Here is a 22,215-nt window from a genome sequence, read left to right on the forward strand (position 1 = left end):
GCCTACACTCGCACCATGCACGCGAACACCCTCCTCCTCACCGGTTTCGCGCCGTTCGGCGGCGAGACCGTCAATCCGAGCTGGCAGGCCGTTGCGCGGCTCGACGGTGAAACGCTGGACGGCCACCGCATCGTGGCGCGCTGCCTGCCCGTCGAATTCGGAACGGCGATCGACGCGCTCCGCAGCGCATTGGCCGAGACGAGCCCCACTCTCGTGCTGTGCGTGGGCCAGGCGGGCGGCCGTGCCCAGATCGCGATCGAGCGTGTCGCGATCAACGTCGACGACGCGCGCATTCCCGACAACGCCGGTGCGTCGCCGGTCGACGCGCCGATCGTCGAGGATGGGCCGGCCGCGTACTTCGCCACGCTGCCGATCAAAGCAATGCTCGTCGCGCTGCGCGAGGCCGGCATCCCCGCCGAGATTTCGCAGACCGCCGGCACCTACGTCTGCAACCACGTGTTCTACGGGCTCATGCACGCGCTGCGCGACAGCACCGTGCGTGGCGGCTTCATCCACATTCCGTACGCGCCGGAGCAGGCCGCGCGCCTCGTCGGCGCGCCGAGCCTGCATGTCGATACGGTCGTCTCGGCGCTGCGGATCGCACTGCGCGCGGCGCTCGCGCACGATGTGGATCGGCGCGTCGCGGCGGGCGCGGAGCACTGAAGGCGTCACGCGCCCGGCGTGTGGCGTGCTTTTCGGCGCCTGAACGACGCGCAGTCCAAGGCCTTCAACGGCGAGCGCACCAGTCGTCGTCACGGCAACACCGAGCGTCCTGCCACGCCGCCCTCAGCCGGCGCGCGGGCTACGCCCAATTCGACGCAAAACCTGCCGTCAGGTCTTCGGCAGCGTAACGCCCGTCTGCCCCTGGTACTTGCCGCCGCGATCGGCGTACGACGTCTCGCAGACTTCGTCCGACTGGAAGAACAGCATCTGCGCGACGCCTTCGTTCGCGTAGATGCGCGCGGGCAGCGGCGTCGTGTTGCTGAATTCGAGCGTGACGTGGCCTTCCCACTCGGGCTCGAGCGGGGTCACGTTGACGATGATTCCGCAGCGGGCGTACGTGCTCTTGCCGAGGCAGACGACCAGCGTGTCGCGGGGGATGCGGAAATACTCGACCGTGCGGGCGAGCGCGAACGAGTTCGGCGGAATGATGCAGACGTCCGACTCGATATCCACGAAGCTGCCTTCGTCGAAGTGCTTCGGGTCGACGATCGTCGAATTGATGTTGGTGAACACCTTGAACTCGCGCGAGCAACGCACGTCATAGCCGTAGCTCGACGTCCCGTAGCTCACGATGCGGTCGCCGCCCGCCGAGCGCTTGACCTGGCCGGGCTCGAAGGGCTCGATCATCCCCTTCTCCTGCGCCATGCGGCGGATCCAGCGATCGCTCTTGATGCTCATCGGGCGGCCTGTACGGGAAAACCCGCATTCTAGCCGCTGGCGGCCGTCGGCCGGCCGCTACTCGCCGGCGAGGCTGATCGACAGCGAGCGGGCGACGGTCGGGCGCCTGGCGAGTTCCACTGCGACGCGACGCGCCGCCGCCACGAAGGCGTGTGCGGCCGCGGAATCGGGCTCGCTCGCAACCACCGGCGCGCCGGCGTCGCCGCGCTCGCGGATGGCACGTTCCAGCGGCAGGCTGCCCAGCAGCGGATAGCCGTAGTCGGCGGCGAGCCGCGAACCGCCACCCTCGCCGAAGATGTGCTCGGCGTGGCCGCAGTTCGAGCAGACGTGCAGCGCCATGTTCTCGACGAAGCCCAGGATCGGCACGTTGACCTTCTCGAACATGCGCACCGCCTTGCGCGCGTCGAGCGTCGCGACGTCCTGTGGCGTCGTCACCACGATGGCACCCGCGACCGGAATCTTCTGCGCGAGCGTGAGCTGGATGTCGCCCGTCCCCGGCGGCAGGTCGAGGATGAGGTAGTCGAGATCGCCCCAGCGCGTGTCGTTGAGCAACTGCGTGAGCGCGGACGTCGCCATCGGACCGCGCCAGATCATCGGCGTGTCGTGCTCGACCAGCAGGCCGATCGACATCGCCTCGATGCCGTGTGCGCGCAGCGGCTCGATCGACTTGCCGTCCGGACTGTCGGGCCGACCCGACAGGCCGAGCATCATCGGCACGCTCGGGCCGTAGATGTCCGCGTCGAGAATGCCGACGCGCGCGCCTTCCTGCGCCAGCGCGACGGCGAGATTCACCGCGACGGTCGACTTGCCGACACCGCCTTTGCCCGACCCCACGACGAGCAGGTTGCGGACCGAGGTCAGCGTGGTTACGCCAGGCTGCGGCGCATGCGCGTCGATGCGCTGGCGGATCGTCACCCCCGCGTTCGCGAGCCCGGCCGAGCTCACGACGTCGCCGATTCGCCGCTCCAGGTCCGCGCCGATCCCCGCGACGGGAATCTTCGCGACGACCTCGACGCGGGCGCGCCCGTCCGTTGCGTCGACGGACACGCGACTCGCGACCTCACGGATGGGCGCACCGGCGATCGGCGAATCGGCGGCGAGGATGAGGGCTTCGGTGGCGGTGTCGGTCATGTCGAGGCGGATGTCCATCGCGGCGCGCGGCGCGTCGCGGGCGCCCATTGTCGCCCGTCGCGCGGTCCATCCGCATTCTCGTCCTAGAAGACAGTGAGACACCGCTCATGCCAAACGCTGACTCGTTCGATACGGAGCGCTTCGCGTGAGATGCATGCGTCACACATGCATCGACATGTTCGCTGACATCTTCAGCTTCGCGTTTTTGCGCGAGAGCTTTGAAGCGTGCAGCGTCCGCAAAAGACGTTACGGGAATGTTAGTTTCGATTGACGTCAGCGGACGATGCATGCGGCCAGGGAGGGGCCGTTTCGGAACTTCTGGGGAATATCAAGAATGACTGTTAGCACCAAGCGGCTGCGTCGCAGCCGCCTCGCCGCGTGCGTCTTTGCGGCTCTCGTTATGCCGACGATCGGCATCGCCGCCGAGCAAAGCCAGGCGACCACCGCAGGGTCCACGACAGACAAGACCGAAGCGGACAAGAAGCAGCAACTCGACCGCGTCGAAGTCGTTGGTTCGCGCATCAAGCGCACTGAGAAGGAAGGCGCCGCGCCCGTCGTCGTGATCACGCGCGAGACCATCGAGCGCGAAGGTTTCCAGACCGTCGGCGACATGCTCCAGACGCTGACGCAGAACACCACGGTGAACTTCACCGGCGACCTCGCTGTCACCGGCTTCACGCCGAACGCGCAGGTCATCAACCTTCGTAACCTCGGCCCCGGCTACACGCTGACGCTCGTCAATGGTCGCCGCCCGGCGCAGTACCCACAGCCTTACAACCGCGACAACAATGTCGTGAACATCAAGGCGATTCCGTCGTCCATCGTCGAGCGCATCGAAGTGCTCACGGGCGGCGCCTCCGCGATTTACGGCTCCGACGCCGTGGCCGGCGTCGTCAACATCGTGACGCGCAAGAACTTCGACGGCGACTTCGTCAAGCTCACCGCGGGCACGACCACCAACGGCGGCGGCGACAGCGGCCAGCTCGAATACACGGGTGGTCGCACCGGCGATCGCTGGAGCGCTCTGTGGGCCTTCCAGTACGGCGCGAATGAGCCGGTGTTCGCTTCGCAGCGCGATTTCCTCGCCGACACGCGCAATGGCCCGCTCGGCCCCGACTTCACGAACCCGGCGCTGTCGCTCGTCGCCCTTCGCCAGTCGGGCACGTCGTCGCAGATCGGCCGCAATGCCTACGTCCCCGGCCAGGACGTCTGCGATCGTTTCGGCTACACGACGAAGACCACCGCCGCACGCGGCACGTACTGCGGTTCGTTTACGCAGCCGGGATCGCGGTCGATCTCCAACGCCAGCGAGTTCTACTCGACGTACGGCTACGGCACGTTCAACCTGACCGACACGCTGCAGCTCTTCGGCAGCGCGACGTACTACGCCAGCAATGCGAAGGCGAGTTCGGGCACGGAGTTCTGGGGCACCTCGGGTGACCAGTTCATGCGTACGCGCACCGGTGCAGCGACGAGCGTCTATTTCGACCCGCAGTTCAACTCGCTCATCCAGCTCCAGCGCGTGTTCAATCCGTTCGAGCTCGGCGGCCCCGAGGCGGCCACGACCAAGTACGACGAACACACGTACGACGTGATGGGCGGCATCAGCGGCACGATCGGTGAAAAGTTCGACTGGGAAGCATCGCTCGCGACGTCGAAGTACTTCTACACGGCCGACCGTCCGCGCCTGCTTTCGCAGGCCGTGCATGACTACTTCCTCGGCCCGCTGCTCGGCTACAACGGCAGCAGCCCGATCTACCGCCTCGACCTGAACCGTTGGTCGACGCCGTTCTCGCCGGAGCAGTACCAGGCGGTGTCGACGCGCGTCATCAACAAGGGCACGACGGGCTCGTCGACGGCGAACTTCACGTTGAACGGTGAACTCTTCGACCTGCCGGCGGGCCCGCTGGGCTTCGCGGCGATCCTCGAAGCGGCGACCCAGAAGACCGACCTGGAAAGCGATCCGCGCACGAATCCGCTGCGCCCGCGCGACGCCCAGACGATCTACAACCTTACGAGTTCCGGCGCGACGCATGGCAAGCGTGACCATTACGCCGCGGGCGTCGAGTTCCGCGTGCCGATCCTCAAGAGCCTGACCGGCCAGCTGGCCGCCCGCTACGACAAGTACGACGACATCACCGCGGTCGACGATGCGATCACGTACAACCTCGGCCTCGAATGGCGCCCCGTGCAGAGCTTGCTGCTGCGCACGTCGTACGCGACGAGCTTCCGCGCGCCCGACATGCAGCTCGTGTTCGCTGAAGGTGCGGCGTCGTTCTCCACGATCCTGGACGAATACGCCTGCCGTTCCGGCACCGGCCTCGGCCAGGCGACGCCGCCGACGCCGCGCAGCCGCACCGCGTGCAGCGCATCGGGCGATCCGACGCAGTACTCCACGCAGACCACCGTCGCCGGCAACCCGCTGCTCCAGGAAGAACGCGGCAAGTCGTTCGGCGCGGGCTTCGTGTGGGACATCATGCCGGGCACGGACGTGTCGGTGGACTACTGGCGCATCAAGCTCTCGGACGCCGCGACGCAGTTGTCGTCGTCGTACATCCTCGAGAATGAAGCCAACTGCCGCCTGGGCGTCAAGCGTGACGGCACGCCGTTCCAGTTCGCTGCCGATTCGACGTTCTGCCAGAACGTGCTGAGTCTCGTCAGCCGTCTGCCGGCCAACCCGGGCACCACGCTCGACAACCGCATCGACCGCATCAACTCCGCGTACATCAACAGTGCGCTGGTCGACACGAGCGGCATCGACGCCACGGCGCATTACCGCTTCAACGCCGGTGACTACGGCAGGTTCGCGCTGGAACTGGGCTACTCGCTCGTGCTGACGAACAAGTACCAGCAGTTCGACGGCGACCCGCTGATCGACTACCGCGACGACGTGAGCCTGAGCGATCAGCGCAGCCGTGTCCGCGGTTCGATCAACTGGACCAAGGGGGAGTGGTCGACCACGCTGTTCGGTACGCGCTACGGCTCGGCCGGCAACTGGGCCGGTGCCGATTTCACGAACACCGCCGGCGGTTTCTCGCCGCGTCGCCTGCCGCCGTACATGCTGTACAACCTGCAGGTCGCGAAGCAGTTCGGCCCGAACGTCTATACGACGTTCACGGTTCAGAACATCTTCGACAACCAGTACCGCTACGACGCCAGCAACACCGGCTATCCGTTCTACGACTACACCATCGGTGCGGATCCGCTGGGCCGTCGCGTGTACTTCAGCATCGGCTACAAGTTCTGATCGTCTGACGCTGCACTTCAAGGGCCCGGCAACTGCCGGGCCCTTTTTTTTGGCGCGCCCGTGTTCGCACCTACGCGTGTATCGCACCGACGCGACCGCGGCTCCGCATCCTGAACAACCGGCCGGACGGCCCGCCAACCGCCCGGATTTCGGGTTATATAAGGCCACCCGCGCGCCTGCGGCGGGCCAAACGTCCAAGGGGAACCCATGCGTACCACGCTCACCGCACTGCTTCTGCTTGCGCTGCCGCTCGCCGCCGGCGCCGCCGACAACTCGCCCGTCGGTCGTTGGAAGACGCTCGACGACGAGACCGGCAAGGTCATGACCATCGCCGAGGTCTACCAGGCCCAGAACGGCAAGCTCGCCGCGAAGATCGTCGAGGCCGTCGACCCGGCCGCGGCCACGTGCACCAAGTGCGACGGCGCCAAGAAGGGCAAGCCGACGGTCGGCATGCCGATCCTCTGGAACCTGTCGCCGATCGACGGCGGCTGGGGCGGTGGCGAAGGCTACAAGCCCTCCGCTGGCATGAGCTTCAAGGCCAAGAGCGTCAAGCTCGTCGACGGCGGCAACAAGCTCGAGGTGACCGGTTGCAAGCTCTTCATCTGCAAGACCGCCACCTGGGTCCGCGTCCACTGATCGACGTCGACCTTCGCATCACGACACGGCCCGGGAAACCGGGCCGATTTCGTTGGCGTCTGCGGTCGGCCGCAAAACCCCGCGTGCGATACTTTCCGGCCCCCTGCGCCGCGCCTCCGCCATGTCCCGCGACATCCTCGTTACCTGCGCCCTGCCCTACGCCAACGGCCCGCTGCACCTCGGCCACCTGGTGGGCTACGTCCAAGGCGACATCTGGACGCGCGCGAAGCGCATGTCGGGCGATACGGTGCACTTCGTCTGCGCGGACGACACGCACGGTACGCCGATCATGCTCGCCGCCGAGAAGGCGGGCACGACGCCGGAAGCCTTCATCGCCGGCATCCAGGCCAGCCACGAGCGCGACTTCGCCGATTTCGGCGTCGCATTCGACCACTACGACTCGACCAACTCCGACACCAACCGCGAGCTGACGCAGTCGATCTATCGCGCGATCGACGGGGCCGGGCACGTCACGCGACGCGCCGTCGCGCAGTTGTTCGACCCGGTCAAGGGCATGTTCCTGCCCGACCGCTACGTCAAAGGCATCTGTCCCAACTGCGGCACGCCAGACCAGTACGGCGACAACTGCGAGAACTGCGGCGCGACGTACGCACCGACGGAGCTCAAGGAGCCGCGCTCGGTGATCAGCGGCGCCACGCCGGAACTTCGCGAGTCCGAGCACTTCTTCTTCGAGCTCGGCCACTTCGACGCGTTCCTGCGCGAGTGGTTGTCCGGCGACGTCGCGATCGCCGGCGTCAAGGCGAAGCTGCAGGAATGGCTCGATGCCGAAGGCGGCCTGCGCGCGTGGGACATCTCCCGCGATGCGCCCTACTTCGGCTTCGAGATCCCGGGGCATCCGGGCAAGTTCCTGTACGTCTGGATCGACGCGCCGATCGGCTACCTCGCGAGCTTCAAGGCGCTCGCCGCGCACCGCGGCATCGATTTCGAATCGTTCCTGCGTGCCGATTCGACGGCCGAGATGCATCACTTCATCGGCAAGGACATCGTCAACTTCCACGGCCTGTTCTGGCCGGCGGTGTTGCATGGTGCCGGGCTGCGCGCGCCGACGCGACTGCACGTCAACGGTTACCTGACGGTCGACGGCGCGAAGATGTCGAAGTCGCGCGGCACGTTCGTGATGGCTCGGACATATCTCGACTGCGGGCTGGACCCGGAAGCGCTGCGCTACTACTTCGCGGCGAAGACTTCGGGCGGCGTCGACGACGTCGACCTCAACCTCGCTGACTTCATCGCACGCGTGAACTCCGACATCGTCGGCAAGTTCGTCAACCTCGCGAGCCGGTGCGCGGGCTTCATCGAGAAGCGCTTCGGCGGACGCCTTGCCGACGCACTGCCCGATGCGGCGATGTACGAGCGCTTCGTGGCGCAGCTGCAGCCGATTGCCGACGCGTACGCCCGCAACGAGGCCGCCACCGCATTGCGCCTGACGATGACGCTCGCCGACGAGGCCAATCGCTACATCGACGAGACCAAACCGTGGGTGCTCGCCAAGCAGGACGGCGCCGACGCCGAACTGCAGGCGGTGTGCACGCAGGGTCTCAACCTGTTCCGCGTGCTCGCCGCGGCGCTCAAGCCGGTCCTGCCGCGCGTTGCGTCGCAGGCGGAAGCGTTCCTGCGTGCGCCAGTCATCGCCTGGGGTGACGTTTCCGCGCCGCTCGTGGCTCGTGATATCGCGCCCTACACCCCGCTCTTCACCCGTATCGACCCGAAACAGATCGACGCCATGACCGACGCCAGCAAGGACACGTTGCAGCCCGCCACCGACGCCACGCAGAACACCGCCGCCGCTGCGCCCGCCCCCAAGGCTGCACCGGCGACCGCCGCGCCGACGACGATCGGCATCGACGACTTCGCCAAGCTCGACCTGCGCATCGGCACGGTGCTCGAGTGCGGCTTCGTCGAGGGGTCCGACAAGTTGCTGCGTTTCCTGCTCGACGCAGGCGATCTCGGCCAGCGCCAGATCTTCTCGGGCATCCGCGGCTCGTACGGCGAGCCGGAAAAGCTCGTCGGCCGCAGCGTGGTGTTCATCGCCAATCTCGCGCCGCGCAAGATGCGTTTCGGTGTGAGCGAGGGAATGATCCTGTCGGCGGGTTTCGACGGCGGCGGTCTGTTCCTGCTCGACGCCGACACGGGCGCTGCGCCCGGCATGCCGGTGCGCTGAACCGCGACGTCGTCGCAACGAACCCGATGTCCCCTCTTTCCGCCCCCGCGTTGCCGCTCGACGAACTGGTCGAGCGGCTCGATCGCCTGCTGCCGCAAACGCAGTGCGGGCAGTGCGGGTTCGCGGGTTGTCGGCCGTATGCGGAAGCGATGGCGCGCGGCGATGCGGGCGTCGATCACTGCCCGCCCGGCGGCGATGAAGGCGCTCGTGCGCTTGCGCGTCTGCTCGGCGCGCCCGCGCAGCCCTATGACCGCACGCGCGGGGCGCACAAGCCGCCGCAGGTCGCGCTCATCGTCGAAGAGGATTGCATCGGCTGCACCAAGTGCATCCAGGCGTGCCCCGTCGACGCCATCATCGGCGGCGCGAAGCACATGCACACGGTCATCGATCCGCTGTGCACCGGCTGCGAGCTGTGCGTGCCCGCCTGCCCGGTCGACTGCATCGTGCTGGTGCCCGCGGCCTGAGCCGCGTCGTCAGGGCGTTTTGGTCGCCACGCAGGCGCTGCAGATGCGCTCGACGCGATAACCCTTCGCACGCAGCAACGACACCACGCCGTCGTCGCCGAGCAGATGCAACGCACCGACGACCACCATCACGTCATGGCCTTTCCCGCGCGCCAGAAGCGCTTCGAGCTGCGGCACCCACGCGCGATTGCGGTCGACGTTGAGGCGCTGATACGTGATCGGCGTGAGCTCGGCCATCTCGTCGTGCGTCAGGCGCTCGAGCGTCGGGATGTCGGCACTGCGCCACGCCGCGTGCAGCTCGTCGAGCTTGGCGGACGCGCCGTCGCCCTCTTCGACGAACTCGTGCAGCGATGCGATCTGCTCGTTGATCGGCGTCTGGTCGAGCGTCGTGAGCTGCGCGCGCACCGTTTCGAGGCCCGCGGTCGCTTTGCCCGCCGCCTTCGCACGCGCCATCAGGTAGCGATCGAGGCCGTCGTCGGGGGCATAGCCGCTGCGCTGGCCGAGCAGCGTGACCAGCATCGTGTCGACGAACCACGGCTCGAACGCGCCCATCTGCTCGGGCGCGAGGCCGAGCGCGCGCATGCGAACGTCCAGCTGCGCCTTGAGGTCCGGCGACAGCACATGATCGATACCGCCCGCCGAGTCGGACTTCGCCAGGCCCATCATCAGACCCGTGATCGACGGATCGTCGAGGTCTTCCGGCGTCACCTCGAAGACGAGCGATTCCGAGGCGTCGAACGCACGATCGATATCGCTCGACGGCGGGTAGTCCGACTTCTGCAGGAGATGGAACGAGCCCAGCAGATAGATGCTGTTGTCGGCGTCGGACACCTTCCACAGCAGCGGCACGGGCGGGGTCGCGGCCGCGACCGTTGCGGTCGGCGTCGAGCCCGCGACCGGAAGCGCGAGCAGCAGGCCGACGAGAGCGAGCGCGTATTTGTGCACGGTGCGCATCAGTGGCCGCCGTACGCCTTCTCGCCCGCCTTGATGGCGAGGTTGAGGCGATTCATCGGCGGAGGCAGCGGGCACGTGGCGAACGGAGTGAACGCGCATGGCGGGTTGTAGGCCTGGTTGAAGTCGATGCGCACCTTGCCGTTCGCGGGCGGCGCGGTGTCGATAAAGCGGCCCGCACCGTAGCTGCCGTGGCCGCTGGTGCGGTCGGCGAACACGAGGAAGAGGCCGCCGTCGTCGTTGGCGAGCGCTTCGAGTTGATAGCGATTGCCGTTGTGCTTGAACTCGACGCGGCCCGGATTCGGCGTCGGTTCGATGATGCCGACGATGTTCGCGATATCGAGCGTCTGTCCCGGCGGATTCGGCACGTAGGTGGCGTCGACGATCCAGTCGGGGCCGCCCGGCCAGTACGTGATGCCCTTGAACTGCGTGCGCGTCGGCGCATCGGCGTGCTTCACGCGTAACGCGAAGCGGTCGCCACGGTGGATGACCGTCGCGATGCCCTTGCCGCCGTCGAAATTGATCACGCTCGGCCCGCCGTCCGCATCATCGGCGCGCAGTGTCATCCACTTGGCGGGCTGGCCGTCGATCGTCAGGTTCGATCCGGCGCCGGGAACAAAGCGCACGTTGTCGCCCCGTACGTCGAACATGCCGAACTGCGCGGGGCCGACGGCGAGCTTGATGCCGTTGCTGCCCGCGGTGCCCGCGTAATGCGCGCCGGGATCGAGCCAATGCAGACCCACGAGCGACGTCCAACCGTCCGGCTTCGTCAGCGATGCCAACCGCTCCGCGCGCCAAGTCTGCTCCGCCTGCAGATACGCGGCCGGAAGCGCCTTCGGTATCGGCGTCGCGGCTTCCCGATTGCAGGCAGCGAGGGCGATGCAACCCGCGACCAGAACGATGCGGGTCAGCGTCCGCGCAGGAACCATTTGTCGATCTCCGCCAGCGAAAAACGCGCCCAGGTCGGGCGCCCGTGATTGCATTGACCAGAGCGTTCCGTCGCTTCCATCTCGCGCAGCAGCGCGTTCATTTCGTGGATCGTCAGGCGACGATTCGCGCGCACCGCATGGTGGCAGGCCATCGTCGCGAGCAGCTCGTCGCGCGCGGCGGCGATGCGTCGCGTTTCGCCGTGCTCGCGCAGATCCGCGAGGACGTCGCGCAACAGGCCTTCGGTGTCGCCATTCGCCAGCAACGCCGGCACCGCGCGCAGCAGCAGCGACTGGACGCCGGTGCGCGTCACCTCGAAACCGAGTTGCGCGAGCGTCGCCGCTTCACGCTCGGCGACGTCCGCTTCGCGCTCGGACACCGCGACCGTCTGCGGCACGAGCAGCGGCTGCGTGCGCAGGCCCTCGCCATCGTGCGCATGCTTGAGCTTCTCGTAGCCGATGCGCTCGTGCGCGGCGTGCATGTCGACGACGATCAAGCCGTCGGCGCATTCGGCGAGGATGTAGATGCCGTGCAACTGCGCGACGGCGTACCCGAGTGGCGGAAGCGTTGGTTCGTCGTTCGCGGCGAGCGACGGCGCCGTCGTGGGCATTGCGATCGGTGCTGCGGCATCCGGCGTCGCGTACAGCGCTTCGTAAGCGGCGCGTGTCTCCGCGACCTGCAGCCCGAGCGGCGACTGCCGCATCGGCGCCGACCACGCGCCCGGCGCGGCCACCGTGGCTGCGGGCGCATTGAACGTCGCAACCGCCGCACCCGCGCGCGTCTCCGCGAGCACGCCTTGCAACGTTCGATACACGAAGTCGTGGATCAGGCGGCCGTCGCGGAAACGTACTTCGTGTTTGGCGGGATGGACGTTGACGTCGACGCGGCGCGGGTCGAGCGACAGGAACAGCACGTAAGCCGGATGCCGTCCGTGGAACAGCACGTCGGCGTACGCCTGACGAACGGCGTGCGCGACACCGCGATCACGCACGGCACGTTCATTGACGAACAGGAACTGCTGATCCGTGCTCGCCCGGTTGTAGCTGGGTTCCGCGATCCAGCCCTGCAGGCGCAGCGCGCGACCGTCGTCCGCCACCGTGCCGTGCTCGACGCGCAGCGAATGCTTCACGAAATCCGGCCCGAGCGCTTCGTGCAGACGCTCGCCCGAGAGCAGATCGCGCTCGCCCTTCCAGCGTCGCGACGGCTTGCCGTTGTGCGAGACGCGCAGCTCGACATCCGGACGCGCGAGCGCGAGCTGCCGCAGCCAGTCCTCGATGTGCGAGAGCTCGGTGCGCTCGGCTTTCAGGAACCGGCGTCGCGCGGGCACGTTGTAGAACAGGTCGCGCACTTCGACGGTGGTCCCGTGCGGATGCGAGCGCGGAACGGGCGCAGCGACGAGACCGCCGTCGACTTCGATCGCGGTCGCGTGCTCGGCGTCGCGCGTGCGCGAGATCAGCGCGAAGCGGCTGACCGATGCGATCGACGGCAATGCTTCGCCACGAAAGCCGAGCGTCGCCACGCCTTCGAGATCGTCGAGCGTCGCGATCTTGCTGGTCGCGTGTCGCTGCACCGCGAGCGGCAATTCCTGCGGCTCGATGCCGAGGCCATCATCGCGAATGCGGATCAGGCGGATGCCGCCGTCCTCGAGATCGATATCGACACGCCCCGCTCCGGCGTCGAGCGCGTTCTCGACGAGTTCCTTGACCACGGACGCAGGCCGCTCGACGACCTCGCCGGCCGCGATCTGGTTGATGAGGACGTCGGGAAGCTGTCGGATCGGCACGGCGGAAGTCATCGCGCTCGCGCGCGGTTACGGCCGTCGATGATAGACGGGCGGCACGCCGGCCGCGCGGTCGAAGGTCTCAGCGTCCGCCGCCCGACGGCGCGCTGCCCGCATACGTCGGCGACGCGACCTGCGCGGCGAGCATCGTGCCCGGCGGCGGCGTGCGCACGAAGTAGCTGTTGATGCCGCCGAACACGGCGCGCGCGATCGCCGCCTGCTGGGTCGGATCAGTCAGGCGCTGCTCTTCGTCGGGGTTAGAGATGAAGGCGGTCTCGACCAGCATGGCCGGCGTGTCCGACGTACGGAGCACCGCGAAATTCGCGCGCTCCACCGACGACTTGTGGTTCGGCCCAAGGCGCGCCAGACCTGACAGCACCTGTCCCGCGACATCCTCCGACGCCTTGAGGTTGCCGCTCTGCGTGAGGTCGAGCAGGACGGACGCGAGGGTGTTGCCCGGCTCGACCGGCACGCCACCGATGAGATCGGCCGAGTTTTCCTTGTCCGCCAGCCAGCGCGCGCGCTGCGAAGACGCACCCTTGAGCGACAGCACGAACACGGACGAGCCCCGCGCCGCCGGGTTTTCCGCGGCATCCGCGTGGATCGACACGAACATGTCGGCGCCGGCGCGCTTGGCGAGGCGTGCACGCTCGTTGAGCGGGATGAAGAAGTCGGAATCGCGCGTCAGGTAGGCCTTGTAGCCGGGCGTCGCGTTGACCTGTCGGGCGAGCTCGCGCGCGATGGCCAGCGTGACGTCCTTTTCGCGACGACCCGTCGGGCCGTGCGCGCCCGGATCCTGGCCACCGTGGCCCGCGTCGATCGCGATGACGAGCGGACGCAGTGGACGACCGGAAGCGTCGCGCAGCGTCGGCTTTGCGGGCGTCAGGACGATCGGCGGCGGAACATAGGCGGGAGCTGTCGCGATCGGCGCGGTAACCGGGGGATCGACACGAACCGGCGCGGTGGTAGCGGTCGCGCCCGCCGTCGTCGCAGCGGGCGTAGCGGCAACAGTCGTGACCAAGCGGTCCATCGCGCCCGTTGACGCAGCGGACGAAGGAGGCGCGGCGACCGGCTGTTCCATCGGAACGAGCGTTCCAGTCGACGGCGTGGCGGTTACGACGGGCGTCGTGGCAGCGACGGTCGGACCGGTGCCTTCTTCGTCGCCCGGCCACTCGATGACCAGGCGCGATCCATTCCCCGAGGGCTCGACCTGCGGCTGCAGCGCAGCGATCGGCTGGGCCAGGTCGAACACCACGCGGGCGACGCCGGGCTCGGGCTGGCCGTAGCGGACGCTGCGCACGATGCCGGCCGGGGCCGGAAGCGACGCTCCGCGACGGACAGAGGATGCAGGGAGGTCGACGACCAGACGGTCGGGGCCGCCCAGTCGGATCAGGCGGTAGTCGGCCTGGGCGCCGTCGAGGGCGATCTCGGCGCGCGTGCCGGTGGCGCCGCGGCTGAGATGCACGGAACGGACTTCGGCCGCTTGGGCAAGGTTCCAGGCGAGCGCGGCGATGAGGGCCGCCCCCAGCAGGACCTTCTGCACCGTATCGACCTTCACGCGCATGGGCAGTAGTCAACCACCAAGGAAGGGTCAATGCAAGCGACTTTTCCCTTGTTAATCCGTGACCTGCCGCGGATTTCTCCGTCAGGCGTGAAGATCGCCGGCCGTGAAGACGGCCGCGGCATTCGTCACCCAGCGGTCAGAGGCGGGTGAATGGGGCGTTATTTCGACGATGCGCCCCGATGGCGACAATTCGAGGTGGATGCCGAGGTCGGGGGCCGGGAGCGCCGCCGCCCCCCGCTCGGGCCATTCCACCAGCCAGAGCACGGCGTCCGCGGCGTCGAGGCCGAGGAAGTCGAGCTCGCCCGGATCGCCGATGCGGTAGAGGTCGAGATGCCAAGCCTCGCCGCCGTCGATCGCATAGCGTTCGACCAGCGTGTAGGTCGGGCTGCGGATGGCACCCGTGACACCGAGTTCGCGCAGCAACGCACGCGCCAGCGTCGACTTGCCGGCACCGAGATCGCCCTGCAGGTGCACGACGGCGCGCGGCGGACGCGTGCGGGCGAGCGCGCGGCCGAGCGCGGCGGTGGCGTCGGCGTCGGGGAGTTCGAATTTCATGCGGGATTGGCGAGGCGGCGCAGCGCCGGCAGGACATCGCTCGGCAGCAGACCACGTTCGCCGTCCGCCGCGGCGACGTCGGCGGCGGCCGAATGCAGCAGCGCGCCGCAGCAGGCGGCGTCGAAGGACGACAGGCCCTGCGCGCGCAGGGCCGCGATCACGCCGGCGAGCAGGTCGCCCATGCCGCCGACGGCCATGCCCGGATTGCCGGCATCGAGAATCACGGGCGTGGCGTCCGGCGCGCACACGATCGTGCCCGCGCCCTTCAGGACGACCACCGCACCGCGCTCGCGCGCCATGCGGGTCGCGGCGCCGAGGCGATCACGCTGCACGGCGTCGGTGCTGATGCCGAGCAGGCGAGCGGCCTCGCCCGGATGCGGTGTCAGTACCGCGCCTTCCTTGATCGTGAATGCATGGCGCGCGAGGAGGTTCAGCGCATCCGCGTCGAAGACGGTCGGAACATCGCTGTCGAGCACGCGATGCAGATGTGCGAAACCCCAGTTGCCCTGCCCCAGTCCCGGGCCGATCACGACGACGTCCGGCCAATCGGGATCCAGACCCTCGGCCTCCGGCGTCGCCATCGCTTCCGGCAGGCGCGCGAGCAACGGCGCGAGATGCGCGTCGCGCGTATGCGCACGCACGAGGCCCGCGCCCGTGCGCAATACACCTTCTGCGCAGAGCAGCAACGCACCGCCGCTGCCGTGGTCCCCGCCGATGCAGGCGACGCGGCCGTTGTCACCCTTGTGACTGTCGCGACCGCGCGGACGCAGCCACTGTGACAGCGCATCCGCAGACGCGAGGTGCGCGACGGGCGCCGGCCGTTCGAGTGTGTCCGACACATCGAGCGCGGCGCAGGCGATCGCGCCTGCGCAACCCAACGCCGGCCCGGTGCGCAACACCGCTTTGGGCAGCAGGAATTCCAGCGTCGAGGTCGCGCGCACCGCCTCGCCGGCAACGCCGCGTGCGTCGACGCCGCTCGGCACATCGAGCGCAAGCACCGGCGCACCATGCCGGTTGATCGCCTCGATCAGCGCTGCGGCTTCAGCGCGCGGCTCACGCGACAGCCCGATGCCGAACAGTGCGTCGACGACGACATCGGCCTCGGGCAGCGCGCGCTCCCACGCGTCGACTCGCCCGCCCGCACCGATGTACGCATCGCGAGCCGCGCAGGCCGCGACATGCGCCGAGCCCGTCGGCCTGTACTCGATCACGGCGACATCGCGTCCGGACGCATGCGCCAGTCGCGCCAGCACGTAGCCGTCGCCACCGTTGCCGCCCGCACCGCAGACCACGAGCAGTCGCCGTGCCGCGGGCCACAGCTCGAGCACGCGCTGCCAGGCGGCCTGCCCGGCGCGTTCCATGAGGACGGATTCGTCGCCGACTGCGGCGATCGCGGCGGCCTCGAAGCGCCGCACTGAATCGGTGTCGAACAGCGGCGGAAGGTCGCGCATCGGCCGATTCTATACTTGGCCCATGAGCCTCGCCGCCGTGTCGGACGCGCCCGTCGACCTCGCCGCCTTGGCGGCGCGGGTGCGCGAACTCGCGCGCGACATGGGCTTCCAGCGCTGCGGCATCAGCGGCATCGAGCTGGCGGAGGACGAAGCCTTCCTCGCCGACTGGCTCGACCGCGGCCTGCACGGAACGATGGACTGGATGGCGCGCCACGGCGCCAAGCGCGCGCGCCCGGCCGAGCTGTTGCCGGGCACCTTGCGGGTGATCAGCGTCGGTCTCGACTACGGGCGTCGCGACGATGAGGAGGCCTGGGCGACGCTCGAGAACGGCGAACGCGCGTACGTCGCCCGGTATGCGCTCGGCCGCGACTATCACAAGCTCATGCGCGGTCGCCTGCAGAAGCTCGCCGATCGGATCGCCGACGAGATCGGGCCTTTCGGTCATCGCGTGTTCGTCGACTCCGCGCCGGTGCTCGAGCGCGCGCTCGCGCGCAACGCCGGCTTGGGCTGGATCGGCAAGCACACCTGCCTGATCGATCGGAACGGCGGGTCGTGGTTCTTTCTCGGCGAGATCTACGTCGACATCCCCTTGCCCGTCGATCCGGCGGCCACGGCGCACTGCGGCACGTGCACGCGCTGCATCGACATCTGCCCGACGCAGGCGATCATCGGACCGAACCGTCTCGACGCGCGACGTTGCATTTCCTATCTGACGATCGAACACGAGGGGCCGATCGATCCGGACCTTCGACCGCTGATGGGGAACCGCATCTTCGGCTGCGACGACTGCCAGCTCGTCTGTCCATGGAACAAGTTCGCCAAGCGCACGGACGAACCGGATTTCCGCGCTCGCAACGCTCTCGACACGGCGACGCTGCCCGAACTCTTCGCCTGGAGCGAGGACGATTTCCTGCGGCGCACGGAAGGCACTGCGATTCGCCGCAGCGGGCATGCACGCTGGCTGCGGAACATTGCGATCGCACTCGGTAATGCGCCGACGACGCCGGCCGTCATCGCGGCGCTGGAGTCGCGTCGCGCCAACGATGACGATGTCGTCCGCGAGAGCGTCGAATGGGCGCTTGCGCGACATGGTGCGTCGGTGTCGCCGTAACCGCGCTTCATGCCGCCGCGCACTGCATCCGCCGTTGATTGTCGATCGCCCTGACGTCTTCCTTCAACGTTCTGAGCTTCCTCGCCATTCACAGAGACCGCCATGGCCACCGATCCCGGTACCGTCGAATTCCTGCTCGATCAGCTCGGCAGGCGCGGCGCGTCGTACACGACGAAACGCATGTTCGGCGAGTACTGCCTGTATCGCGAAGGCGCACCCGTAGCCTTCGTCTGCGACGACGTGTTGTTCATCAAGGACACGCCCGCCGGCCGTGAATCGATGAGCAGAGCAAACCTGCTCGCGTTCGGCCCGCCCTATCCCGGCGCCAAGGACTACCTGCGCCTGCCGCCCGACGGTTGGGACGACGGCCAGTGGCTTCGCAACCTGCTCGACGCGACCGCTGCAGCGCTGCCCGCGCCACGCCTGAAGAAGGCGCCAAGCGCGAAAGACTCGGCGACTCGCAAATCCGCGCCGGCGAAGAAGACTGCGTCGAAGGGGGTCAAGAAGCGGGCTCCCGCGGTAAAGAACGTGGCAGCGGCGGCGAAGTCCACTAAGACGTCCGATAGCGCAAAGAAGGCTGCACCAGCTGCAAAGACGGGCAAGTCGGCGGCGAAACGCACCCGAAGCCGCGGCTGACGCTACGGCTGTCGTCAGGACTCATCCACGGAACGGGCGAGGGTCATCGCGCCGCAGCGAAACGCTCAGCGCTGCGCCGCAATCTCGTCGATCAATGCACGCGTCACCGCGTCGTCGGCTTCGGACTCGCCGCGCACCGCCGGCAGCAGCGTGTTCGCGATCTGCTTGCCCAGTTCGACGCCGAACTGATCGAACGCGTTGATGCCCCACACGACCGACTGCAGATACACGCTGTGTTCGTACATCGCGATCAGCGAGCCGAGCGAGCGCGGCGTGAGCGCGTCGAGCAGCAGCATCGTGTTGGGACGCCCGCCCGGATAACGGCGATGCGGATCGTCGCTGTCCTGCCCGTTCGCGAACGCTTCGCTCTGCGCGAGCAGGTTCGAGAGCAGCGCGTCGTGGTTGTCGCGAAACGGCGCATCGGCGCGCGCGACGCCGACGAAGTCGCACGGCACGGCCGTCGTCCCCTGGTGCAGCGCCTGGAAGAAGCTGTGCTGCGTGTCGGTGCCCGGACCACCCCACCACACCGGCACCGTCTCCACCCCTACTTCAGAGCCATCGATGCGCACGGACTTGCCGAGGCTCTCCATGACCAGCTGCTGCAGGTAGTTCGGGAGCAGGCGCAGACGTTCGTCGTACGGCAGCACGCCCTGGCTCGCGAGTTCCAGAGCGTTGCGGTTCCAGACCGCCGTCAGCGCATGCCACGCCGCCAGGTTGCGACGGACGGGTTCGACCAGAACGTGCGCGTCCATCTCCGCGGCGCCATCGAGCAGCGCTTCGAAGCCGTCCATACCGATGGCAATGGCGATCGGCAGACCCACCGCCGACCACATGGAATAACGGCCGCCAACCCAATCCCACATCGGCAGGATGCGCTCGGCCGGAATGCCAAAATCCGCCGCGCGCGAAACATTCGCGCTGATCGCGTAGAGGCGCGAATCGTTGCCCAGCCAATCGCGCAGCAGCCGGCCGTTGAGCAACGTCTCCTGCGTGCCGAAGCTCTTCGAAATCAGCAGCGCTGCGGTGCGCGACGGATCGAGCCCGGCCAGCACGCGCTGCGCCGCATGGCCGTAGACGTTCGAAAGGAAGTGCACGCGGACCGCACCGCCACCCGGGGGTGAAAGCGCGTCGACCGCAAGTCGCGGTCCGAGATCGGAACCACCGATGCCGACACTTACGACATCGGTCACTCCCGACGTGCGGATCGCATCGACCACCGCACGCATCGCTTCGCGCGCATCGCGCGCCATCGCGTTCGACGCATGTGCAGTCTCGGAATCGGCGACATCGCTGCGCAGCGCGGTGTGCAATGCCGGCCGGCGTTCGGTGACGTTGACTTCCTCGCCCTCGAACAGCGCCTTCAGACGCGCATCGAAATCGAGCGATTCGCCCAGGCGGAACAGCGTGTCGAGCGCTTCGCGGTCGTAGCGCTGCCGTGCGAAGTTGGCGTGGATCGGACCGACGCGGAGTGCGAAATCGCGGGCGCGCGCCGGATCGTCGGCGATCAGGTCGCGGAGCGGCGTCTGGTTCACGCGCGCCGCCTCGGCGCGCAACGGGGCGAGGCGGTCGGCGTGGGTCATGCGTTACGCGGCCTGTGCGGGAATCGACTGGTTGGTGTGGGTCAGGCGGTTGTCGCGGTCGACGTAGACGCACATCGGCTTGAACTTCGCGGCTTCCGCCTCGTCGCATTGTCCGTACGCGGCGATGATGACGAGGTCACCGGGCTGCGCGAGGTGCGCGGCCGCGCCGTTGACGGAAATCGTGCCGCTGCCCTCTTCCGCACGGATCGCATAGGTCACGAAGCGCGTGCCCTGGTTGACGTTCCAGAGGTGGATCTGCTCGTACTCGTGAATGCCCGAGATATCGAGCAGGCGGCCGTCGATCGCGCAGGAGCCTTCGTAGTGCAGCTCCGCGTGGGTGACGGTGGCACGGTGGATCTTGGCCTTGAGCATGTTCAGGAGCATGGCGGCGAGCTCGTCCCGCGGGCCGCGGGGCTTCGAAACTCGAAGTCTAGCAGCGCATGGCGCGCTGCAACATGCGGCCGTTCAGCCAGCGGACGCGGGCCGCTGGAACTCCAGATTGTCGATCAGCCGGGTACGGCCGAGCCTGGCCGCGATCAGCGCCACGAGCGCCTCGTCGCGGGCGGACGGTTCCAGCAGGTCCTGGCGGCGGACGACAGCGTAATCGACGTCGAAGCCGGCCTCGGCGAGCCGTCGCGTGGCGTCCGACTCGACCTTCTCCCGCGCCGTGCCCGCGACGATCGCGTCGCGCATCGACGTCAGCACCCGATGGATCTCCGCCGCTTGCGGACGCTCGTCCGGGGTCAGGTACTGATTCCGCGAGCTCATCGCAAGCCCGTCGGCTTCGCGCATCGTCGGCGCGGCGACGATCTCGACCGGAAACGACATCTCGCGCACCAGGTAGCGGATCACCGCGAGCTGCTGGTAATCCTTGCGGCCGAACACCGCGACGTCCGGCTGCACCTGCAGGAACAGGCGTGCGACGACTGTCGCCACGCCGTCGAAGTGGCCCGGACGATGCGCACCTTCCAGCATGTCGGTCACGCCCGGCACGCGCACCTGCACCGCCTTGTCCGCGCCGAACGGATACATGGTGTCGACATTCGGCATCCACAGCGCGTCGCAGCCCGCGTCGCGCAGACCCGCGACGTCCTGCTCCGGCGTTCGCGGATAGCGCGAGAAATCCTCGTTTGGGCCGAACTGGGTCGGGTTGACGAACACGCTGGCGACGACGCGATCCGCATGCTCGCGCGCAAGCCGCACGAGCGAAAAATGACCGGCGTGCAGGTTGCCCATCGTCGGCACGAAGGCGACGCGCTCGCCCGCACGCGTCCAGCCGCGCACCGTGTCGCGCAATTGCGCGAGGTCGTCGATCACCGTCGTCATGGCTCAGGCGTAACCGTGTTCGGGCGCGGGGAATGTGCCGTCGCGCACTTCGCGCACATAAGCTTCGAATGCACCCGAGATGCTCCCGCCAGTCGCGAGGAAATCCTTCACGAAACGCGGCGAACGGCCATGACGCAAGCCGAGCATGTCGTGCATGACCAGCACCTGGCCGGTGCAATCCGGGCCGGCGCCGATACCGATCGTGGGAATCGCCACGGCATCCGTGATGCGCGCCGCGAGCGCGCTCGGCACGCACTCGAGAACGAGCAACGTCGCACCGGCGGCTTCCACCGCGCGCGCATCGGCAAGCAGGCGTTCCGCTGCCTCGTCGTCGCGCCCTTGCACCTTGTACCCACCGAGGCGCAGCACCGACTGCGGCGTCAGCCCGAGGTGCGCGCACACCGGGATCTCGCGTTCGACGAGATGGCGGATGACATCGAGTTTGAAGCCCGCGCCTTCGATCTTGACCATCGACGCGCCGGCCTGCAGGAACCTGGTCGCGGCGTCGAGGGCTACGTCGTTCGTCGCATCCGACTGGAACGGCATGTCGGCAATGAGGAACGCGCGACGCAGCCCGCGCGCAACGCAGCCCACGTGGTACTCGATCGCGCCCACCGACACGGGGATCGTGCTGCGCCGCCCCTGCACCACCATGCCGAGGGAATCGCCGACCAGCACCATGTCGACGCCCGCGGCATCGATCGCGCGGGCGAAGCCGGCGTCGTAGCAGGTGAGCATCGTCAGCCGGCGGCCTTCGTGGCGCGCCTGCAGCAGCTGCGGGAGGGTGACGGGCGACGTCGTGTCGCCGGCGGCGTTTGCGTACATGGGCCTAGCGTAGCGCCTCGATGTCACCGGTCGCCACGCGCCCGCGCAACGCTGCGACCGGCCCATGGCCGGGTATGACGACCGCAGGCGCGATCTCGGCGAGCGGCACCAGCACGAAGGCGCGCTCATGGAGGTGCGGATGCGGCACGTGCAGGCCGGGCTCGTCGATTACCGCGTCGCCGTAGAGCAGCAGGTCGAGGTCGAGCACGCGCGGTCCCCAGCGCTCCGCGGTGCGACGGTCACGCCCGGCGTCGCGCTCGATGGTCAGCAGCACGTCGAGCAGCTGTTGCGGCGCCAGGGTCGTGTCGACCTTGGCGACCGCGTTGATGAAGTCGGGCTGCCCGGTGACGCCCCAGGCGGGCGTCCGGTACAGGGTCGAGCGCGCCGTCAGGCGCAGGCCGTCGTGCCCATCGAGGCACTCGAAGGCGCGCTCGATGGCGGTCGCGGC

20 protein-coding genes are annotated in these 22,215 nt (G+C 68.2%); 7 read left to right on the forward strand and 13 right to left on the reverse strand.

The window, feature by feature from the left end; translation table 11 throughout:
• Nucleotides 1-15: 15 nt before the first annotated feature.
• Nucleotides 16-663 (forward strand): pyroglutamyl-peptidase I, encoded by a 648-nt coding sequence (gene pcp, locus EVS83_RS05320; protein ID WP_133499991.1) that lies wholly within the window; start codon nucleotides 16-18, stop codon nucleotides 661-663.
• Between the two features lie 168 nt (nucleotides 664-831).
• Here the strand turns inward: pcp and dcd are convergent, their stop codons facing one another.
• The gene (dcd, locus tag EVS83_RS05325) at nucleotides 832-1,401 is read right to left on the reverse strand and encodes a dCTP deaminase (protein ID WP_115646402.1); all 570 of its coding nucleotides are present in this window, start codon (nucleotides 1,399-1,401) and stop codon (nucleotides 832-834) included.
• Between the two features lie 57 nt (nucleotides 1,402-1,458).
• Nucleotides 1,459-2,316, reverse strand: a complete 858-nt coding sequence (apbC, locus tag EVS83_RS05330; RefSeq protein WP_425456067.1) for an iron-sulfur cluster carrier protein ApbC — start codon at nucleotides 2,314-2,316, stop codon at nucleotides 1,459-1,461.
• 550 nt (nucleotides 2,317-2,866) lie between these two features.
• On the opposite strand from apbC, the gene EVS83_RS05335 reads away from it, so the two are divergent.
• From EVS83_RS05335 to rnfB, 4 genes are all read left to right on the forward strand, one after another.
• Nucleotides 2,867-5,779 carry a TonB-dependent receptor domain-containing protein gene (locus EVS83_RS05335; protein WP_166636809.1) on the forward strand — a complete coding sequence of 971 codons (2,913 nt, stop codon included), beginning with the start codon at nucleotides 2,867-2,869 and terminating at the stop codon, nucleotides 5,777-5,779.
• A 207-nt stretch (nucleotides 5,780-5,986) separates the two neighbouring features.
• Nucleotides 5,987-6,415, forward strand: coding sequence for a DUF2147 domain-containing protein (locus EVS83_RS05340; protein WP_133499993.1), 429 nt, complete (start codon nucleotides 5,987-5,989; stop codon nucleotides 6,413-6,415).
• A 121-nt stretch (nucleotides 6,416-6,536) separates the two neighbouring features.
• A complete protein-coding gene (gene metG, locus EVS83_RS05345; RefSeq protein WP_133499994.1) occupies nucleotides 6,537-8,597 on the forward strand; it encodes a methionine--tRNA ligase in 2,061 nt (686 codons plus the stop codon).
• A gap of 26 nt (nucleotides 8,598-8,623) precedes the next feature.
• Nucleotides 8,624-9,061, forward strand: a complete 438-nt coding sequence (rnfB, locus tag EVS83_RS05350; RefSeq protein ID WP_133499995.1) for an Rnf electron transport complex subunit RnfB — start codon at nucleotides 8,624-8,626, stop codon at nucleotides 9,059-9,061.
• A gap of 9 nt (nucleotides 9,062-9,070) precedes the next feature.
• Here the strand turns inward: rnfB and EVS83_RS05355 are convergent, their stop codons facing one another.
• The 6 genes from EVS83_RS05355 to EVS83_RS05380 all read right to left on the reverse strand — a co-directional run bounded on the left by EVS83_RS05355 (nucleotide 9,071) and on the right by EVS83_RS05380 (nucleotide 16,289).
• A complete protein-coding gene (locus EVS83_RS05355) occupies nucleotides 9,071-10,015 on the reverse strand; it encodes a TraB/GumN family protein (protein WP_166636810.1) in 945 nt (314 codons plus the stop codon).
• On the reverse strand, nucleotides 10,015-10,941 hold the full coding sequence (locus EVS83_RS05360; protein WP_133499997.1) for a DUF1684 domain-containing protein: 927 nt from the start codon (nucleotides 10,939-10,941) through the stop codon (nucleotides 10,015-10,017). Before EVS83_RS05360 ends, EVS83_RS05355 begins: the two co-directional genes overlap by 1 nt.
• Nucleotides 10,920-12,734 (reverse strand): DNA mismatch repair endonuclease MutL, encoded by a 1,815-nt coding sequence (gene mutL / locus EVS83_RS05365; RefSeq protein ID WP_425456066.1) that lies wholly within the window; start codon nucleotides 12,732-12,734, stop codon nucleotides 10,920-10,922. Before mutL ends, EVS83_RS05360 begins: the two co-directional genes overlap by 22 nt.
• Nucleotides 12,735-12,801: 67 nt before the next feature.
• The gene (locus EVS83_RS05370) at nucleotides 12,802-14,283 is read right to left on the reverse strand and encodes an N-acetylmuramoyl-L-alanine amidase (RefSeq protein ID WP_133499998.1); all 1,482 of its coding nucleotides are present in this window, start codon (nucleotides 14,281-14,283) and stop codon (nucleotides 12,802-12,804) included.
• A gap of 81 nt (nucleotides 14,284-14,364) precedes the next feature.
• Nucleotides 14,365-14,838, reverse strand: a complete 474-nt coding sequence (gene tsaE / locus EVS83_RS05375; protein ID WP_133499999.1) for a tRNA (adenosine(37)-N6)-threonylcarbamoyltransferase complex ATPase subunit type 1 TsaE — start codon at nucleotides 14,836-14,838, stop codon at nucleotides 14,365-14,367.
• The gene (locus EVS83_RS05380) at nucleotides 14,835-16,289 is read right to left on the reverse strand and encodes an NAD(P)H-hydrate dehydratase (RefSeq protein ID WP_133500000.1); all 1,455 of its coding nucleotides are present in this window, start codon (nucleotides 16,287-16,289) and stop codon (nucleotides 14,835-14,837) included. Before EVS83_RS05380 ends, tsaE begins: the two co-directional genes overlap by 4 nt.
• Nucleotides 16,290-16,311: 22 nt before the next feature.
• Between EVS83_RS05380 and queG the strand changes: the two genes are divergently transcribed.
• Nucleotides 16,312-17,400: a tRNA epoxyqueuosine(34) reductase QueG gene (queG, locus tag EVS83_RS05385; protein WP_133500001.1), complete on the forward strand. Its 1,089-nt coding sequence runs from the start codon at nucleotides 16,312-16,314 to the stop codon at nucleotides 17,398-17,400.
• 102 nt (nucleotides 17,401-17,502) lie between these two features.
• Entirely contained in the window at nucleotides 17,503-18,036 is a 534-nt protein-coding gene (locus EVS83_RS05390; protein WP_133500002.1) for a TfoX/Sxy family protein, read from the forward strand.
• A gap of 65 nt (nucleotides 18,037-18,101) precedes the next feature.
• Here EVS83_RS05390 and pgi read toward each other — a convergent pair whose 3' ends face one another.
• The 5 genes from pgi to folK all read right to left on the reverse strand — a co-directional run.
• Nucleotides 18,102-19,616, reverse strand: coding sequence for a glucose-6-phosphate isomerase (gene pgi, locus EVS83_RS05395; protein ID WP_133500003.1), 1,515 nt, complete (start codon nucleotides 19,614-19,616; stop codon nucleotides 18,102-18,104).
• A gap of 3 nt (nucleotides 19,617-19,619) precedes the next feature.
• Nucleotides 19,620-20,000 (reverse strand): aspartate 1-decarboxylase, encoded by a 381-nt coding sequence (gene panD, locus EVS83_RS05400; RefSeq protein WP_133500004.1) that lies wholly within the window; start codon nucleotides 19,998-20,000, stop codon nucleotides 19,620-19,622.
• 81 nt (nucleotides 20,001-20,081) lie between these two features.
• Nucleotides 20,082-20,942, reverse strand: coding sequence for a pantoate--beta-alanine ligase (gene panC, locus EVS83_RS05405; protein WP_133500005.1), 861 nt, complete (start codon nucleotides 20,940-20,942; stop codon nucleotides 20,082-20,084).
• 3 nt (nucleotides 20,943-20,945) lie between these two features.
• Complete coding sequence (panB, locus tag EVS83_RS05410; RefSeq protein WP_133500006.1) at nucleotides 20,946-21,767, reverse strand: 3-methyl-2-oxobutanoate hydroxymethyltransferase; 822 nt, start codon at nucleotides 21,765-21,767, stop codon at nucleotides 20,946-20,948.
• 4 nt (nucleotides 21,768-21,771) lie between these two features.
• The coding region (gene folK, locus EVS83_RS05415; RefSeq protein WP_133500007.1) for a 2-amino-4-hydroxy-6-hydroxymethyldihydropteridine diphosphokinase at nucleotides 21,772-22,215 on the reverse strand (444 nt) is incomplete at its 5' end.

The organism is Cognatilysobacter terrigena, from assembly GCF_004361065.1.
Classification (GTDB): Bacteria; Pseudomonadota; Gammaproteobacteria; order Xanthomonadales; family Xanthomonadaceae; genus Cognatilysobacter; species Cognatilysobacter terrigena.